The sequence below is a fragment of the Carboxydothermus hydrogenoformans Z-2901 genome (assembly GCF_000012865.1).
Taxonomy (GTDB): domain Bacteria; phylum Bacillota; class Z-2901; order Carboxydothermales; family Carboxydothermaceae; genus Carboxydothermus; species Carboxydothermus hydrogenoformans.
In genome coordinates this window covers 1,329,619-1,347,583 of sequence record NC_007503.1, presented here as the reverse complement: position 1 = coordinate 1,347,583, position 17,965 = coordinate 1,329,619, and the positions used below count along the sequence as shown (strand labels likewise).

Annotated in this window: 17 protein-coding genes; 15 read left to right on the top strand and 2 right to left on the bottom strand. The window is 40.4% G+C overall.

Translation table 11 applies throughout. From position 1 onward, the window contains the following. Positions 1 to 5 precede the first annotated feature (5 nt). Entirely contained in the window at positions 6 to 923 is a 918-nt protein-coding gene (locus CHY_RS07020) for an RluA family pseudouridine synthase (RefSeq protein ID WP_011344412.1), read from the top strand. Here the strand turns inward: CHY_RS07020 and CHY_RS07015 are convergent. Beyond that, positions 920 to 1,381, bottom strand: a complete 462-nt coding sequence (locus CHY_RS07015) for a bifunctional nuclease family protein (RefSeq protein ID WP_011344411.1) — start codon at positions 1,379 to 1,381, stop codon at positions 920 to 922. The genes CHY_RS07020 and CHY_RS07015 overlap by 4 nt on opposite strands. Before the next feature lie 207 nt (positions 1,382 to 1,588). Between CHY_RS07015 and pyrR the strand changes: the two genes are divergently transcribed. From pyrR to pyrE, 9 genes are all read left to right on the top strand, one after another. Beyond that, positions 1,589 to 2,140: a bifunctional pyr operon transcriptional regulator/uracil phosphoribosyltransferase PyrR gene (gene pyrR / locus CHY_RS07010; RefSeq protein WP_011344410.1), complete on the top strand. Its 552-nt coding sequence runs from the start codon at positions 1,589 to 1,591 to the stop codon at positions 2,138 to 2,140. 99 nt (positions 2,141 to 2,239) lie between these two features. Then, positions 2,240 to 3,178 (top strand): aspartate carbamoyltransferase catalytic subunit, encoded by a 939-nt coding sequence (locus CHY_RS07005; RefSeq protein WP_011344409.1) that lies wholly within the window; start codon positions 2,240 to 2,242, stop codon positions 3,176 to 3,178. Further along, complete coding sequence (locus CHY_RS07000; RefSeq protein WP_049752130.1) at positions 3,168 to 4,454, top strand: dihydroorotase; 1,287 nt, start codon at positions 3,168 to 3,170, stop codon at positions 4,452 to 4,454. The genes CHY_RS07005 and CHY_RS07000 overlap by 11 nt, the downstream gene beginning before the upstream one ends. 1 nt (position 4,455) lies before the next feature. Further along, positions 4,456 to 5,544, top strand: coding sequence for a glutamine-hydrolyzing carbamoyl-phosphate synthase small subunit (gene carA / locus CHY_RS06995; protein ID WP_011344407.1), 1,089 nt, complete (start codon positions 4,456 to 4,458; stop codon positions 5,542 to 5,544). After that, positions 5,537 to 8,731 (top strand): carbamoyl-phosphate synthase large subunit, encoded by a 3,195-nt coding sequence (gene carB / locus CHY_RS06990; protein ID WP_011344406.1) that lies wholly within the window; start codon positions 5,537 to 5,539, stop codon positions 8,729 to 8,731. The genes carA and carB overlap by 8 nt, the downstream gene beginning before the upstream one ends. Positions 8,732 to 8,742: 11 nt before the next feature. Beyond that, a complete protein-coding gene (locus tag CHY_RS06985; RefSeq protein WP_011344405.1) occupies positions 8,743 to 9,510 on the top strand; it encodes a dihydroorotate dehydrogenase electron transfer subunit in 768 nt (255 codons plus the stop codon). Then, positions 9,507 to 10,430: a dihydroorotate dehydrogenase gene (locus CHY_RS06980; protein WP_011344404.1), complete on the top strand. Its 924-nt coding sequence runs from the start codon at positions 9,507 to 9,509 to the stop codon at positions 10,428 to 10,430. Before CHY_RS06985 ends, CHY_RS06980 begins: the two co-directional genes overlap by 4 nt. Beyond that, positions 10,423 to 11,145 carry an orotidine-5'-phosphate decarboxylase gene (gene pyrF / locus CHY_RS06975; RefSeq protein WP_011344403.1) on the top strand — a complete coding sequence of 241 codons (723 nt, stop codon included), beginning with the start codon at positions 10,423 to 10,425 and terminating at the stop codon, positions 11,143 to 11,145. Before CHY_RS06980 ends, pyrF begins: the two co-directional genes overlap by 8 nt. After that, a complete protein-coding gene (pyrE, locus tag CHY_RS06970; protein ID WP_041537698.1) occupies positions 11,132 to 11,698 on the top strand; it encodes an orotate phosphoribosyltransferase in 567 nt (188 codons plus the stop codon). The genes pyrF and pyrE overlap by 14 nt, the downstream gene beginning before the upstream one ends. Here pyrE and CHY_RS06965 read toward each other — a convergent pair. Continuing rightward, on the bottom strand, positions 11,629 to 13,380 hold the full coding sequence (locus tag CHY_RS06965) for an Rqc2 family fibronectin-binding protein (RefSeq protein WP_011344401.1): 1,752 nt from the start codon (positions 13,378 to 13,380) through the stop codon (positions 11,629 to 11,631). The genes pyrE and CHY_RS06965 overlap by 70 nt on opposite strands. Positions 13,381 to 13,516: 136 nt before the next feature. Here CHY_RS06965 and dapF point away from each other — a divergent pair, with 136 nt between their 5' ends. The 5 genes from dapF to remA all read left to right on the top strand — a co-directional run bounded on the left by dapF (position 13,517) and on the right by remA (position 17,951). Then, on the top strand, positions 13,517 to 14,341 hold the full coding sequence (gene dapF, locus CHY_RS06960) for a diaminopimelate epimerase (protein ID WP_011344400.1): 825 nt from the start codon (positions 13,517 to 13,519) through the stop codon (positions 14,339 to 14,341). Positions 14,342 to 14,374: 33 nt separating this feature from the next. Then, entirely contained in the window at positions 14,375 to 15,547 is a 1,173-nt protein-coding gene (locus tag CHY_RS06955) for an LL-diaminopimelate aminotransferase (protein WP_011344399.1), read from the top strand. A 68-nt stretch (positions 15,548 to 15,615) separates the two neighbouring features. After that, complete coding sequence (locus CHY_RS06950) at positions 15,616 to 16,794, top strand: pyridoxal phosphate-dependent aminotransferase (protein WP_011344398.1); 1,179 nt, start codon at positions 15,616 to 15,618, stop codon at positions 16,792 to 16,794. A gap of 13 nt (positions 16,795 to 16,807) precedes the next feature. Beyond that, entirely contained in the window at positions 16,808 to 17,674 is an 867-nt protein-coding gene (locus CHY_RS06945) for a YicC/YloC family endoribonuclease (RefSeq protein WP_011344397.1), read from the top strand. 13 nt (positions 17,675 to 17,687) lie between these two features. Next, entirely contained in the window at positions 17,688 to 17,951 is a 264-nt protein-coding gene (remA, locus tag CHY_RS06940) for an extracellular matrix/biofilm regulator RemA (protein ID WP_011344396.1), read from the top strand. Positions 17,952 to 17,965 lie beyond the last annotated feature (14 nt).

Genomic DNA, 17,965 nt, shown 5'->3' with positions numbered 1-17,965 from the left:
CAAAAATGGATACGGAAATAAAAGTAGTGGTAAATTCAGAGTATAGCGGTTTACGACTGGATAAGTTTTTAGCTGAACAGGAAGAATTGGAATTATCTCGAAGTTTTATTAAAAAGCTGATTGAGGAAGGAAAAGTTACGGTAAATGGATTACATCGCAAAGCAAGTTATAAAGTAAGGGGAGGAGAAATTATAGCGGTTTTACTTCCTCCTCCCCGCGAACTATCGGTTAAACCCGAAGAAATTCCGTTAGACATTGTTTATGAAGATGAGGATTTGGTTGTGGTAAATAAAAAAGCAGGCATGGTGGTTCACCCGGCTGAAGGAAATTGGGATGGAACTTTGGTGAATGCCCTTTTATATCATTGTCAAAATTTATCGGGCATTGGTGGAGTGCTGCGACCGGGTATTGTTCACCGTTTGGACAAAGATACTTCGGGTTTACTGGTGGTGGCGAAAAATGACCTGGCCCATCAGTCATTAGCAGAACAAATTAAAGAGAAAAAAGCTGTTCGGGAATACTGGACAATTGTCCATGGTTATTTGAAAAATAAAGAAGGAATTATTGATCTTCCTATTGGACGCCATCCCAGAGACCGCCAGAAGATGGCGGTAGTTTCCAACGGAAAAACTGCCCAGACGGTCTATAAGGTTTTAGAAGAGTTTAATAAGGGATTTACCTTAATTCAGGCTAAACTTTTAACGGGACGTACTCATCAAATCCGGGTTCATTTTAGTTACTTGGGTCATCCGGTTCTAGGAGACCCAAAATACGGACACCAGAATAATCCTTTTGGGGTCAAAAGACAAATGCTTCACGCTATAAAGCTATCTTTTATTCATCCCCGTTCTGGAGAATTACTTGAGTTTACCGCTCCATTGCCGGAAGACTTTCAAAGGGTGCTTGCAAAATTAAGGGGTTAATTAAGAGATTTTTTCCATTCCTCTATTAACGGTTGGAGCTCTTTTTCCAGGTCATCCGGTAAACTGGTCACTGGATAGGTGGATAATTCTACTTTTTCGGTAATGTAGATGGGAGCTTTGAAATATATTGCCAGGGCAAGTCCGTCATTGATACGGCAGTTATAAAACTGTTCTTTCCGACCTTTTTTTAAAGCTAATACAGAAAATACTCTATCGGCAAAGATGTCGGTAATAGTTAGTTCCTTAACTTTTAAGTTATTTGTTTTGATAATTTCTAAAAGAAGGTTATAAGTTTCCGGTTGTTCAGGAATAAAGTTTTCCAAAGAAAAAAGAATAGGTTCTAATTCTTTGGGAGTAAAAAATAAAGGAAGGACAAATTCTTGATTTTCATCAATAAGTAATACAACTGGATTCATATCGCTATCAAAGACTATTGTTTGGAACGCTACTTTTTTCATGCTTGGTACCTCCTTCTTTAAAACATTTATTTTCGCCTTTTGTGAGATAATTTCCTTCTTGACAAAGAAAAAAAAAAGTTGTTACTCTTAGTATAACTGAATGACCTTTAAACTGGTCCTGTGAGGCTAGTAAGGGTTTAATAAGGCAATACTAAACCTGCACGCGCCTCACGTGTGCAGGTTTTAAATTTATATGGAGGGGTATAAATGGGTTTAAAAACTAAAGCTAAAATTATGGATGAAGACGGGATTAGACGGGCAATACGGCGTATTGCGCACGAGATTGTGGAGAAAAACAATGGCGTGGAAAATTTAGCCTTAATTGGGATAAGGAGACGGGGTGTGCCTATTGCCCAGAGGATAGCGGAAGAAATTAAGCTGTTTGAAGGGGTAGAGGTCCCTGTGGGGATCTTGGATATTACTCTTTACCGGGATGACCTCTCGTCATTAAGCCATCAGCCGGTGGTACACCAAACGGAAATTAATTTTCCGGTAACAGGAAAAAAACTTGTTTTAGTGGATGATGTTTTATATACCGGTCGTACCGTGCGGGCAGCATTAGATGCCTTAATGGATTTAGGGCGTCCTATGTTAGTGCAGCTGGCGGTTTTAATAGACCGGGGTCACAGGGAGATTCCGGTTCGAGCTGATTATGTAGGTAAAAATGTTCCAACCTCCAAAAAGGAAGTAATTCATGTGCATTTAGCTGAAATCGATGGGGACGAAGCGGTTTATATAATGGAAAAAGAAGATGAATAAAAGGCGACCCTTTTAAATAGGTCCTGAGAGGCCTAAAAGGGGTTGACGGGTTTTGTTAACTCCCGGAGGCCTCCGGGAGTTTTTTTATAAGGAGGTAATATGGTGAAACGGAAACACTTGCTTGGTCTTCAGGAATTGAGTAAAGAAGAAATTAATACTATCTTAGATATTGCCCGCCCGATGCGTGACATAATAATGCGGGATATAAAGAAAGTTCCAACATTAAGGGGGAAAACGGTTGCAACCCTTTTTTACGAACCTTCAACCCGTACCAGAAGTTCCTTTGAGTTGGCCGCCAAATTTTTAAGTGCCGACACACTGAGTATCAACGTTAGCAGTTCCAGTGTGCAAAAAGGGGAATCGCTCATTGACACCATCCGGACTTTGGAAGCAATGGGCGTGGAAATCATAGCCGTACGTCACCAGCAGTCGGGAGTTCCCAAGTTTATTTCTCTCAATACAAAAATGTCGGTTATTAACGCCGGGGATGGGTTTCACGAGCATCCAACCCAGGCCTTGTTAGATTTATTTACCATAAAGCAAAAGCTTTATAAAATTGAAGGTTTAAAAGTGGCAATAATTGGTGACATTTACCACAGCCGGGTGGCTCGCTCTAATATTTGGGGATTACTCAAATTAGGGGCCGAAGTAACCGTTTGCGGTCCTCCTTCTTTAATACCGGTGGAAATCGAAAAACTTGGGGTAAGAGTAGAAATAAATCTTCAGCGAACTCTGGAGTGGGCTGACGTTGTCAATGTGTTACGAATTCAAAAAGAACGGCAGGATGCAGGATATTTAACGACCTTAGATGAATATCGCGACTGGTATGGTTTAACCCAGGAAAAGCTGGAAAAATTAAAAGGTAAAAAATTGCTCATTCTTCACCCGGGGCCGCTGAACCGTGGTGTAGAAATTGACGATTATGTTGCCGATAGCCCTAATGCGGTGGTAAATGAACAGGTTACCAATGGGGTAGCGGTTAGAATGGCGGTTTTATATTTGTTAGCCGGGGGGAACGAAAGTGGGAATGTTGATTAAAAACGGTAATGTGGTAATGGTTGAAGACGGGAAAATAAGAAAAATGGATGTCTTAATAGACAAAGGTATCATAGTTGAAATCTCCCCTGAAATCAACCGCAGTGATGTCGAAGTAATTGACATTGAAGGAAAATTTTTAATTCCCGGATTAATTGATATGCACGTTCATTTCCGGGATCCAGGATATACCCACAAGGAAGACATTCATTCCGGAAGTAACGCCGCTCTGGCCGGGGGGTTTACCGGTGTTTTAATGATGCCCAATACCGACCCGCCACCGGACAATGCGACGGTTATTTATTACTGGAAGGAAAAAAGCAAAAGTATTCCTCTAAATATACTTTTTTCCGGATGCATTACTAAAAATAGAGCAGGAAAAGAGCTTAGTAAATTTTATGAACTAAAAGAGGCTGGGGCTGTGGCTATTACCGATGATGGGAACTGGGTTGCCGATGGTGCTGTATTCAGACATGCTATGGAATATGCTGCTGCCCTCGACCTTTTGGTAATAACTCATCCTGAAGAACCGACAATTGCCAACCGGGGAGTTATAAATGAAGGTTACTGGTCTACCGTACTGGGGTTAAGGGGCATACCGAAAGCAGCGGAAAACATTGCAATATACCGGGACATTGAAATTGCCAAAATGACTGGAGCAAAACTTCATGTTGCTCATTTAAGTACGGCGGAAGGGGTGCGGTTGGTGGCGGCTGCGAAAAAACTTGGTCTTAAAGTAACGGCTGAAGTTACACCGCACCATTTAGTTTTGACCGATGAAGCTTTAGCCGGGTACGATACTAATTTAAAAGTAAATCCCCCTCTGCGCGAGGCAGAAGAGCAGAAAGCTTTACTTAAAGGTTTGTTAGAGGGGGTAATAGATGTTATAGCTACTGATCATGCTCCCCATGCTTCCTATGAAAAAAATGTGGAGTTTAACGATGCACCTTTTGGGATTGAAGGGTTAGAAACGGCTTTTCCGGTGTTGTATACCGAGCTGGTACTCAAGAAAAAGATTACTTTAGAAAAGCTCCTTTTAAAAATGACGGTTAATCCAGCAAAAATCTTACAGCTGCCAAAGCAGGGAGATATAAAAAAGGGAAATTATGCTAATTTAACAGTAATAGATCCAAAGCTTACCCTAAAGGTAAGCGAAGAGTTGCTGGTTGGAAAGTCAAAGAATAATCCTTTTCTCGGGAGAACATTAACCGGTTGGCCAGTAATGACCGTTTATCAGGGTATAGTGGCCTATCAGCGACTATTGAAAGGAGTGCAGTAGCTTGCCAAAAGGGATACTGATTTTAGAAGACGGATCTTGCTATGAAGGAGAAATTTACGGGTATGTTGGGGAAAATTATGGGGAAGTAGTTTTTAATACGGGAATGACCGGCTATCAGGAAATATTAACCGATCCTTCCTATGCCGGACAAATAGTTGTCATGACTTATCCATTAATTGGTAATTACGGTTTTATACCCGAAGATAAGGAACGGGAAAAAAGCTTTGTACGCGGGCTGGTGGTCCGGGAATTGTGCGATTTTCCCAGTAACTGGCGCCAAAAAGAGCGATTAGAACACTTTCTTAATGAGGAAAAAATTGTTACTTTAGCGGGGGTAGATACCCGGGAAATTACAAAGAAATTACGCTTGTACGGAGTTATGAAAGGAATCATTTCAGCTTTTCCGGAAAAAAGGGCGGAATATCAGGAAAAAGTTAAATTAGTTCCAGATATTTCCGGACAAAAACTTGCCTATCAGGTGGCGGGAGACGAGGTTCTTCATTATCCAGGCCAAAAACCGCGGGTTGTACTTGTTGACTATGGCGCAAAAAATAGTATTTTGCAATCGTTGTTAAAAAGGGGAGCAGAGGTTTTTGTTGTGCCTCCTCTAATGCCTGCTGAGCAAATATTAGCCTTAGCTCCCCAGGGGGTAGTGCTTTCTAACGGCCCTGGTGATCCGGCGGATTTACAGGAAAGTATTTTTATCATCAGGCAATTAATTGGCAAGCTTCCCATTTTAGGAATATGTCTTGGACATCAACTTTTAGCTTTGGCCCACGGAGCTCAAACCTACAAATTAAAATTTGGCCACAGGGGTAGCAATCATCCGGTAATTGAAACGGAAAGTAAGAGAGTTTTCATAACTTCTCATAACCACGGTTTTGCTGTGCGGGAAGAAAGCTTAATTGGAACCGGTCTTGAGATCTGGTTTCGCAACTTAAATGATAATACCATTGAAGGCCTGCGAAGTAGATATAGTAAAATTCTTTCGGTACAGTTTCATCCGGAGGCGGCACCGGGACCCAATGATGCAGACTTTATTTTTGATTTGTTTTTAGAAATGATTGACAAGGGGGACAGCTATGCCTAAAAGAACAGATATTCAAAAAGTTATGGTAATTGGTTCGGGACCAATTGTCATTGGACAAGCAGCAGAATTTGATTATGCTGGCACCCAGGCCTGTAGAGCGTTAAAAGAAGAAGGATATGAAGTGGTGCTGGTAAATAGTAATCCGGCAACAATTATGACCGATGCCAATATTGCCGATAGGGTCTATATTGAACCATTAACTGTTGAATTTTTAGAAAAAGTAATAATTCAAGAAAAGCCGCAGGGAATAGTTGCTACTTTAGGAGGGCAGGCCGGTTTAAACTTAACGGTAGAATTGTTTGAGCGAGGAATTTTGCAAAGGGAGAGCGTTCAGGTCCTCGGAACGCCCCTTGAAGCTATCAAGAAAGCTGAAGACCGGGAGTTATTTAAGGAAACCATGTTAGCCATTGGCGAACCGGTACCGGAAAGTACCATTGTAACCAATGTTGAGGATGGCCTTAGTTTTGCGCGCAGTATTGGCTATCCGGTAATAATTCGTCCTGCCTATACTTTGGGAGGTTCCGGTGGCGGAATTGCCCATAATGATGAAGAGTTTAAGGAAATTTGCCAGAGAGGTCTTAAGCAAAGTTTAATTCAACAGGTTTTGGTGGAAAAAAGTGTTGCCGGCTGGAAGGAAATTGAATACGAAGTTCTAAGAGATGCGATGGATAATGCCATTATAGTTTGTAACATGGAAAATATCGATCCGGTAGGCGTGCATACCGGCGATTCAATAGTGGTAGCTCCTTCCCAGACTTTATCCGATAAAGAGTACCAGCTTTTGCGCAATGCTTCGCTAAAAATAATTCGGGCTCTTAAGATAGAAGGGGGCTGTAATGTTCAATTTGCTTTAGATCCCAAAAGCTTTAAATACTATGTTATTGAAGTAAACCCACGGGTTTCCCGTTCCAGTGCCTTGGCGTCAAAAGCTACCGGCTATCCCATTGCTAAAGTTGCGGCAAAAATTGCGGTGGGTTTAACTTTACCGGAAATAACCAATGCGGTAACCGGTAAAACCACAGCAGCTTTTGAACCGGCTTTGGATTACGTGGTGGTAAAGATTCCCCGCTGGCCCTTTGATAAGTTTCGGACTATGGATAAAAGAATTGGTACCCAGATGAAAGCCACGGGAGAGGTAATGGCCATAGATCGAACTTTTGAAGGGGCATTGAACAAAGCATTACGTTCTTTGGAAATTGGAGTTTATGGTCTTTCGAAGAAAGGTTTAGACCTTACAAAGCTTGAGGAAAAGTTAAAATACCCCGATGATGAAAGGCTTTTTTACCTGCGGGAGGCGATAATTCAGGGTTATAGCCTTGAAAAGCTTTCGGAACTTACGGGGATTGACCAGTTCTTCTTAAAAAAGATTGAAAATATTGTACGTTTTGAGCAAAAAATTGCCCGCGATGACCTAACAGCAGAACTTTTACTGGAAGCAAAGAAGCTCAATTTTTCCGACAGGGAAATTGCGGCTCTGAAAGGCTTGACGGAAGGGGAAGTTCGAAATTTAAGAGAAAAATACGGAATAAAACCGGTTTATAAAATGGTTGACACCTGTGCCGGGGAATTTGAAGCCAAAACTCCGTACTTTTATTCAACCTATGAAAAGGAAAATGAAGCCAAGGAAACTTCAGGCAAAAAAGCTATTGTTTTGGGTTCCGGACCTATCAGGATAGGTCAGGGAATAGAGTTTGACTACTGTTCGGTACATGCGGTCTGGACATTAAGAGAGGAAGGGTATAAAGCAGTAATTATTAATAACAACCCAGAAACGGTCAGTACCGATTTTGACACATCCGATCGCCTTTATTTTGATCCCTTAACCTTTGAGGATGTTAAAAATATCATTGATCATGAAAAGCCGGAAGGAGTAGTTGTGCAGTTTGGAGGACAGACTGCCATAAATTTAGCTAAACCCCTTGCTCAGGCAGGGATCAAACTGTTTGGCAGCAGTGTGGAGGCCATTGATACGGCCGAAGACCGGCAAAAATTTGACGCTTTTTTAAACTCCTTGGGGTTAAAACGACCTGCAGGTAAAGGTGTTTTTGCTATTTCGGAAGCCGTGCAAACGGCTAAAGAAATTGGATATCCGGTGGTGGTTCGCCCATCTTACGTTTTGGGCGGCCGGGCAATGGAAATTGTTTACAATGAAGAGGAACTTAAAAATTACATGAAGTGGGCAACCCAAATTTCTCCGGAGCATCCGGTTTTAATTGACCGTTACTTGGAAGGACTGGAAATAGAAGTGGACGCGTTAGCGGATGGGAAAGAAGTGTTTATACCCGGGATTATGGAGCATATTGAACGGGCGGGAGTTCATTCCGGAGATAGTATAGCGGTTTATCCAACTTTACATTTGGATGCCGAGATGATCGATAAAATTTACGAGTATACCTGTAAAATTGCTTTGGGGTTGGGGATTAAAGGGCTTTTAAATATTCAGTATGTGGTTTACGAAAACGAATTATATGTTCTTGAGGTTAACCCCCGGGCAAGTAGAACGATACCGTTTTTGAGTAAAATAACCGGAGTACCCATGGTTAAAATTGCTACCCTATTATCCTTAGGGAAAACCTTACGAGAAGTTGGTTATCAAGGAGGAATTTTACCCACGAGAAATTTATGGGGTGTAAAAGCTCCGGTCTTTTCCTTTGCCAAGCTTACCAACTTAGATGTAAGTTTAGGACCGGAAATGAAATCGACGGGAGAGGTCATGGGAGTTGCCCAAACTTTTCCCGAAGCATTGTATAAAGCTTTGATTGCTTCAGGAATTAAAGTTCCATTAAAAGGAACCGTTCTTGCTACCATAGCCGACCGGGATAAGGAAGAAGCATATGCTATCATTAAAAAATTTGCCGATTTAGGGTTTAGAATTTTTGCCACCGAAGGAACGGCAAACTTCCTGACAAGCAAAGGGTTAGATGTAGTTAAAGTGAAAAAACTTTCGGAGGGAACGTATAATATTCTTGACTTACTGCGGGATGACCAAATTCAATTGGTGATCAACACGCTCACCTCTGGAAGTCAGCCGGAAAAGGAAGGCTTTAGAATTCGCCGTACTGCCGTTGAGCTGGGCGTTCCGTGTCTTACTTCCTTAGATACGGCCCGGGCGATGGCCAATATGCTGGAGTATTTAATCGACAAAGAAGAAGAAATTAAGGTTTATGCCCTTCAAGATTATCATTAAGGAGAGAGTTTATGCAGGATCTAAAAGGTTTAGTGGTGGAAAATATCCCTATTACAAAAGAAATCTATAAGCTGCAAGTTTCCGTACCGGAGGAAATATTGCCCGAAATTGTTCCGGGAAGTTTTGCCATGGTAAAGGTTGAAGCTAAAGGGGTGTTTTTGCGTCGCCCCTTTAGCTTTGCCGATGTGGATTTGAAAACTGGTTTGGTTACTTTTTACATTAAAACGGTTGGCCAGGGGACAGGAGCTTTACGGGAATTACCTCCCGGTCGGGAAATAAGTATGCTGCTTCCCTTGGGGCGGGGTTTTACAGTAATGTCCGGGAAAAGCCTGCTGGTTGCCGGGGGCATAGGGATTGCTCCGTTAAAATTTTTAGCTAAGGAAATTACCAAAAACGGGGGAGAAGTCCGCATAATTTATGGCGTGAAAAATGCTGAAATGTTTATTCCGGAAATTGTTAATGCTTTTGAGGATGTAGAAGTTTACGCGGAAGTTTCAGGACTGGGAAAGAGAGGTTTGGTGTTAGATGGGCTTAAATCCACAGATCTTTCCACTTATAACCAGATTTATCTTTGCGGTCCCGAGGCTATGTTAAAAGCGGCAAAACCTGTATTACAGAACTATTCAGGACTGATAGAAGTTTCGCTGGAAAGCTTCATGGCGTGCGGGTTTGGAGCGTGTCTTGGATGTGCTGTTAAAGTTTTCTCCAACAATGAATTTGTCTATAAAAAAGTTTGTCAGGACGGTCCCGTATTTAACTTTAAGGAAGTGGTTTTATGAATTTAAAAGTTAAAATTGGCGAGCTTACTTTAAAAAATCCGGTGATGCCGGCCTCGGGAACCTTTGGTTTTGGCTTAGAATTTAAAGATATTTTTGACTTAAAAAACTTGGGAGCGTTAGTGGTAAAGACTATTACCAAAAATCCCCGGTTGGGGAACAGACCACCGCGGGTTTATGAAGTATCCTGCGGAATGATTAATTCAATTGGACTGGCCAATCCCGGGTGGGATTATTTTTGTGAGAAAATTTTACCGCAAATAAAGGACTTAAATGATATTTTAATTTTAAATATTGCCGGGGAGAGTGTTGAAGAGTTTCAATATTTAGCTCGGGAAGCTCAACGGTTTGACGAAATAAAAGCCTTAGAATTAAACGTATCTTGTCCCAATGTCAGTAAAGGTGGCATTGCTTTTGGGACCGATTTGGAAGCTTTAAAACAAATTGTGTCTTCCGTTAGAAAAATATATAGCAAAACTTTAATAGTAAAACTAACTCCAAATGTTACAGACATAACCGTTTACGCTAAAGCTGCGGAAAATGCGGGAGCTGATGCTTTAACCCTGATTAATACTTTTACCGGCATGGTAATTGATGTAAAAAGCAAAAAACCAATATTGGGCAACAAGCACGGCGGGGTTTCGGGCCCGGCAATTCGACCCATGGCTGTAAAGATGGTTTATGATTGCTTTAAGGCGGTTTCTATTCCAATTATTGGGGTAGGAGGAATAGACAGCAAGGAGGCAGCCCTGGAATTTTTCCTGGCCGGAGCAACCGCCATTCAGGTCGGCAGCCAAAATTTTGTCGAACCGGGCTTTATGCCGCGGCTTATAAGGGAACTGGGAGAGTATTTACAGGAGGAAAATATTGAAAGTATTGCTAAATTAACTGGACTTGCCCATCGGGGGGAAGAAAATGTCTGAAAGATTAATTGTGGCGTTAGATGTTTCTGATAAGGAAAAAGCAATGGATATAGTTGAAGAGTTAAAGGATGTGGTTTCCTTTTTTAAGGTTGGGATGGAGTTATTTTACCGGGAGGGGCCTAAATTAATAGATGACCTAAAAAATTTGGGGCTGAAAGTATTTTTGGACTTGAAACTTCACGATATTCCCAATACCGTAGCAAGAGCATTAAAAAACTTAATAGACTTAGAAGTTGATATGGTTAACATCCATGCCCTGGGTGGAAAAGAAATGTTAAGAGCAGCATATTTGGTAAAGGATGAGGCATTAAAAAGAAAAGGCAAAGCCCCAATAATTCTCGGGGTTACTGTTCTTACCAGCATGAATCAGGAGAGTTTGGAGCAAGTTGGGTTTAAAATTAAACTATCTCAATTAGTGGCAATTTTAGCTAAAGAGACCAAAGAAGCTGGTTTGGATGGGGTTGTGGCTTCAGCTCAGGAAGTTGCTTTAATAAAAAGTATTTGCGGTACGGAATTTATCACCGTAACTCCTGGAATTCGCCGTTTTGAAGATGCTAATTTTGACCAGAAGCGAGTATTAACTCCTAAAAAAGCTCTGGAGCTTGGAGCGGATTACTTGGTGGTGGGAAGGCCGATTATTGCTGCTTCCAACCGTAGATTGGCCGCCCAAAAATATTTGGAAGAGATGGAAGGTGTTTTGCATGGATCTTTATAAGTTATTTTTAGAAAAGAAAGCGCTTTTAGAAGGGCACTTTAAATTGTCATCAGGATTGCACAGCAATAAATATTTCCAGTGTGCATTATTAACTGCAGAGCCGGAAATTGCTGAGATGCTATGTGAAACCCTTGCTCAAAAGCTTAGAGCTGATAAAATAGAAGCTAATCTTGTAATCGGCCCGGCAATTGGGGGCATTATTTTGGCTTACGAAATGGCCAGGGCGTTAAAGGTCAAAGCATTTTTTGCCGAAAGGGAAGAGGGCCAAATGCGGCTTCGGCGAGGTTTTACGGTAAAACCTGATGACAAAGTTATAGTTGTTGAAGATGTGGTTACTACCGGCGGATCCACCAGGGAAGTGATGGATTTAGTGCAGAGCATGGGTGGTGAAGTGGTAGCGGTAGCTTCCCTGGTAGACCGCAGCGGCGGCAAGGTAGATTTTGGCGTTCCTTTTTACCCGTTATTAAAGGTAAATGTAGAAACTTATTTGCCGGAAAACTGCCCTCTCTGTGCTGAGGGAGTTCCCGTGGTTAAGCCGGGAAGTCGAAAATGAAGTAGTGATAGATCCGGGTCAACGTAAATTGTTTTTTCCTGACGGTATATTACAAATCCCGGTTTTGCTCCGGCTGGTTTTTGGACATGTTTACGCAAAGTATAATCTACCGGAATATTTTTGCCGTAGCGGGCGCGGCTAAAAGTGGCTGCTATAACGGCAGCTTCCAGCAACGACTGTTGATCTGGCTCGCCATCGGTTTTTAATATAACATGCGCTCCCGGAATATTTTTAGCATGAAGCCAAATATCGTTGTCTTTGGCTACCTTAAAAGTTAAATAATCGTTTTGCCGGTTACTTTTTCCTACAAAAACTTTTAAACCCGATGAAGTAGTAAAGGTTAAAAAGTCCAGATGTTTATCTTTTACCTTTTTAACTTTTATATTATTTTCTAAACCCAACTCTTGCTTGATATCTTCTAACACTTCTAAAGTTTGGGCGTCATCAATCTGAAATTGAACAGTCTTGAAGTAATCAAGCTCTTCCAGAGCGAAATTTAACTGATTTTGGGCTGAAATAAGCCCATTTTTTGCTTTATGATATTTTTTATAGTAAAATTCGGCATTTTCTACCGCCGATTTTCCGGCATCTAATGGGATTTCTACTTCCTGCCCGTCCCAGTTTGGAAGCTTTACTATTGAACTTCCTTTAGTAATGTGCTGCTTGTAGGTTAAGAGTAGATCGCCAAAATTCTTAAACTGCTCGGCATTACTGTATTCTTTAACCTTGGCTTTTAATTCATTAATGCGTTCCTGGAGGTTTTTAATTTTTTTAGCAACTTTAGCACTGAGAGAATTTTTCAGGTTCTCTATTTCTCGTAGTTCACGGAAATATAAATAATATTCTTCACATACTTCGTTGGCTGTTCCGGGTTTTTTTGCTAAGTTTTCTAATGAAGCAAATTCAAAGGGAGCCGGATAATAAGGTATTCCTTCTTTATAATATAAAACGGGTTTTGGTTCTTTCTTTGTTAAAGAAATTAATGTAAAATACAAATCTTCTATTTGTTTTGAACTTAATTCTCTGCTAGGGGTTTTAACGTTTAAATTACAGCGGAAAAAAACCTCGTTTAATAACAAATTTCCAAGACCAACAATATTTTTTTTGAAAATTTCCCCCAAGGTTAAATTAGGATTTTTCAAAAAAAGCGTTTGAAATTTTTCCAAAGTTAACTGATGGATTAATAAAACTTCCGGTTGGGGAGGGGGAATATATGGTTTACCGGGAAGGACTTCCCGATACCGGCTTTGGTTTTCGCCATAACGTTTAATGCCATCAATAATTGTCTGGTCGTGATTAACGAGGATAAGATTACTGTGTTTACCCATGATTTCAACAAATAAATACACTTTATCATTGGTTTTGGGGTCCAAAAACTCCAAACAGACATTCCGTTCCCAGGGCTCTAAATTTATTTTAAAAAGCCTTTTCCCCAAGAGAAAGTTTTGACAACTGTTTAAAAAAGGAGTAGTAGTTTTGGAAGACGTAAAAAAGGTTTTGGTTAGAAAAATTGCAGCTAAATCATTATTAGCGGAAAGATACAAAAATTTTTCTTTTTCTTTTGGGTGAAAAAAATTTATTAAGATTGATAAATTATCGGTAAACGCTATTCTGTCTACCCGATGGCCAATTATTGCTTGTGATAACTCTTCCACCACTGCTTTTAATAAAAGATAGTTCATAACTCCTACCTCCCATCCTATCGTAACGATATTTTTTCTTATTGGCAAGTATACAGTTTTTCTTGAAATAGCGAGGTTGACGAATAAATATAAAAAAATTTATTATAAAAAAAATGGATTTTTTAGGAGGTTGACAATGGAGTTTTTAAAAATGCACGGATTGGGAAACGATTTTGTAGTGGTTGATGAAATAAAAAACCAGAACTTAGTAAATAAAAATCTTTCCGACTTAGCTAAAAAAATTTGTGATCGGCGATTTGGTATTGGAGCCGATGGTTTAGTTTTGTTGCTTCCGTCCGAGAAAGCGGATTTTAAGATGAGGATAATTAACTCCGACGGTAGCGAAGCAGAAATGTGTGGAAATGCGATTCGGTGTGTAGCTCGCTATTATGTTGAAAAATATAATCCGGCCAAGAAGCAATTAGAGGTGGAAACTTTGGCTGGTATTATTAAACCAGAAGTTTTGGAGAACAATATGGTACGGGTTGATATGGGCCGGCCAATACTAAAACCGCAGGAGATTCCCGTAGCGGTGGAGGAAGAACCGGTTAATATTCCCCTTGAAGTATTAGGTCAAAAATTCTATTTCACAGCGGTATCTATGGGTAACCCCCATGCGGTAATCTTTGTTGATTCTTTAGCTAAAATTGAATTAGAAAAATATGGTCCATTAATTGAAACCCATCCGCTATTCCCGCGGAAAACAAATGTAGAATTCGTAGAAATTTTGAGTCCAGCGAAAGTAAAAGTTTTTGTTTGGGAAAGAGGTGCTGGTGCTACTCTTGCCTGCGGTACCGGTGCTTCGGCGGTTGTAGTGGCAGGACGTATTCTTGGCCATTTGCAGGAAGATGTTGAAGTTGTTTTACCCGGTGGCAGTTTGTTTATTAACTGGGTTTTTGGGGAAAGCGTTTATATGACTGGTCCCGCTGAAATAGTATTTAAGGGAGAATATTTTTTATAATTTAATAAAAACACTTGGGAAAGGGGATGGCAAATGTTAGAAGCTACAAGAGTTAGAAATTTACCTCCCTACTTGTTTGCGCGAATTGAAAGATTAATTGCTGAAAAAAAAGAGGCAGGAGTTGATGTAATAAGCCTTGGGATTGGTGACCCGGATACCCCTACTCCAAAGCACATTATTGAGGAACTTTACCTTGCAGCCCAAAACCCGGAAAATCACCAGTACCCCTCTTCGGTTGGAATGCTTTCTTACAGACAAGCGGTTGCTGCCTGGTATGCACGGAGATTTGGGGTTGAGTTAGATCCAAAGACAGAAGTAGTTTCCCTCCTGGGTTCAAAAGAAGGAATAGCGCATATTTCCTGGTGTTATGTTGATCCCGGAGATTTAGTTTTGGTTCCTGACCCGGGATACCCGGTGTATGAGGGTGGGACGATATTAGCTGGTGGTACTACATATAAAATGCCATTAAAGCCTGAAAATGGGTTTTTACCGGACCTTGACAGTATTCCCGAAGAGGTTGCACGCAAGGCTAAATTAATGTTCATAAATTACCCCAACAATCCTACCGGTGCAGTTGCTGACCTGGGATTTTTTGAAAAAGTGGTTCATTTTGCCAAAAAATATGAAATTTTAGTGTGTCATGACGCCGCTTATTCGGAAATTACCTTTGATGGGTATCGAGCTCCGAGCTTTTTAGAAGTAAAGGGAGCCAAAGATGTAGGTATTGAATTTCATTCTTTATCGAAGACCTACAACATGACCGGTTGGCGGATTGGCTGGGCTGTAGGAAATGCAAAAGCAATAGATGCTTTGGGGCGGTTAAAGTCAAATATTGATTCCGGAGTATTTCAAGCTATCCAATATGCAGGAATCAAAGCATTAGAAGGACCTCAGGATGTGGTAAAGGAATTATGTGACCTTTATGCCCAAAGACGGGATTTGGTAATTGAAACTTTAAATAAATTAGGGTGGAATTTAAGTAAACCCAAGGGGACTTTTTATATTTGGGCTCCGGTTCCCAAAGGATTTACGTCGGCGAGTTTTGCGGAATACTTAATTGAAAAAGCTGGGGTTGTCATAACTCCAGGAAATGGCTATGGAACAAACGGTGAAGGTTATTTTCGAATTTCTTTAACTATACCAACTTCAAGATTAAAAGAAGCTTTGCAAAGAATTGAGCAACACTTGGGTAAGGTTGAGTTCTAACTATGCGTCCATCCCTCAGTTTTGAGGGAGTGGACTTTTTTCTTGAGATTGACTCGGGGGGGATAAAGATGTTTTCAGAGAGGGCCTTACAAATTGGCGAATCGCCTACTTTAGCCATTGACAAAAAAGCTAAGGAACTTATTAAGCAGGGAAAGAAAGTGATTAATTTCGGGGTGGGAGAACCTGACTTTGATACACCTGAATACATTAAAGAAGCGGCAATTAATGCTTTACGGCAGGGAAAAACGAAGTACACACCGGTAGGTGGCATTCCGGAGTTAAGAAAAAAAATAGCCGAATATTTAACCCAAAGAACCGGTGTAAATTATGAAGACCAGGAAGTAGTGGTTACCTGTGGTGCAAAGCACGGATTGTATAATATTTTCCAAGTAATTTTAAATCCCGGCGATGAAGTAATTATCCCTGTGCCTTATTGGGTAAGCTATGTAGAGCAGGTCAAACTGGCCGGTGGAGTACCAATTTTGGTACCTACTGGGGAAAATTTTAAGCTGGCACCGGATAAACTAATAAATTACCTTAACAATCGGACTAAAGCAATAATTATTAATTCTCCTTCTAATCCTACCGGAGTAGTATACAGCTTTGATGAACTTAAAAGCCTCGGACGGTTGCTAAAAGACAGAGAAATTTTGATTATTGCTGATGAAATTTACGAACGGATATATTTTTCCGAAAAGCCAATTAGTTTTGTAGCTGCCAACCCCGAATTGAAGGAAAAAACTTTTATTGTCAACGGTTTTTCGAAAAGCCATAGTATGACCGGGTGGCGCTTAGGGTATGTGGCTGCATCTAGACAGTACGCCGCCAAACTTATTGAACTTCAAAGTCACCAGACGTCAAATCCGACCTCCTTTGCTCAATGGGGGGCTTTAGCTGCTTTAACCATTGAAGATGATAGCGTTGAAAAGATGGTGCAGGAATTTAAAAAACGCAGGGATTTTGTGGTAAGTAGACTTCAGGAATTAAAGCTAAAGGTAATTGAACCTGCAGGAGCTTTTTATGTTTTTCCGCGGATTGATAACTGTTTTGGGAAAAAACATTCAGGAAAAATAATAAATACCAGTATCGATTTTGCGGAAATTATGTTAGAGTACTACTTAGTAGCAATGGTTCCGGGAATTGCATTTGGTGATGATCGCTTTGTCCGCCTTTCTTATGCTTTGAGTTTAGCGGATTTAAAAGAAGGTTTAAAGCGTTTAGAGACCTTTTTAAAAAACTTAGAGTAGGGGTTGTAGAAAAATGCAAAGCATGACCGGATATGGACGGGCTGAGAGCATTTCAGAGTTCGGGAGAATTTTAATAGAGCTAAAAGGAGTAAATCATAAATATCTGGAAATAAATGTTAAACTTCCCCGTCGTTATTTTTTTCTTGAGGATAAGATAAAAAAGGTTGTGCAAAGCAAGGTTTATCGGGGTAAGATTGATCTTTACGTTACAGTAGAGGAAGCATTAAGCAAAAATGTTAAAATTGATGAAAATTTAGTCTATGAATATTACAAAGAATTGCAAAAAATAGGTGAAGCTTTGGGGATTAAGGCGGATATTGAGATTGAAGACCTTTTACTGCTACCGGATATTTTTAAAATAGCCGAACCGCAATTTGATGAAGAGGAGATCTGGAATTACTTTTTAGTTCCTTTAAATGAAGCCCTGGGGAAATTTATTGCTATGCGCTGGGATGAAGGCAAGCGCCTGCAAGATGATATTAGCCAGAAAGTAACCGTGATTAAAAACCTGGTAACGGAAATAGAAAGTCGGGCGCCGGAAATTCCCAAAGAATACCGGGAAAAACTTTTAAACCGGTTAAAGGATTTGGGAAATTTAGGTATACCCGAGGAAAGGATCTTGCAGGAAGTACTTTTATATGCCGATAAGGTAAGCATTGATGAAGAGATTACCAGGTTAAAAAGCCATATCACAGCTTTTTTAGAGGTTATCCATGATTCTGGACCTATCGGTAAAAAGTTAGATTTTATTGTGCAGGAGATGTTTAGAGAAACTAATACTATTGGTGCGAAAGCCAATGACCTTTTTATTTCTACAAAAGTGGTAAATTTAAAAAGTGAACTTGAAAAAATCAGAGAACAAGTTCAAAATATAGAGTAAAGGAGGGAATTTGGTGGAAATAAAGTTTATTAACATTGGGTTTGGTAATATTGTTTCGGCGAATCGCATTATTTCTATTGTCAGCCCGGAATCCGCACCAATTAAAAGGATTATTTCCGAGGCAAGGGATAAAGGGATGTTAATAGATGCTACATATGGTAGAAGAACCCGGGCGGTTATAATTATGGACAGCGATCATGTTATCTTATCAGCGGTTCAGCCGGAAACGGTAGCCCATCGCCTTAATACGAAAGAAAATCAAGAGGAAAATTTTTAACAGAGAAGGAGAAG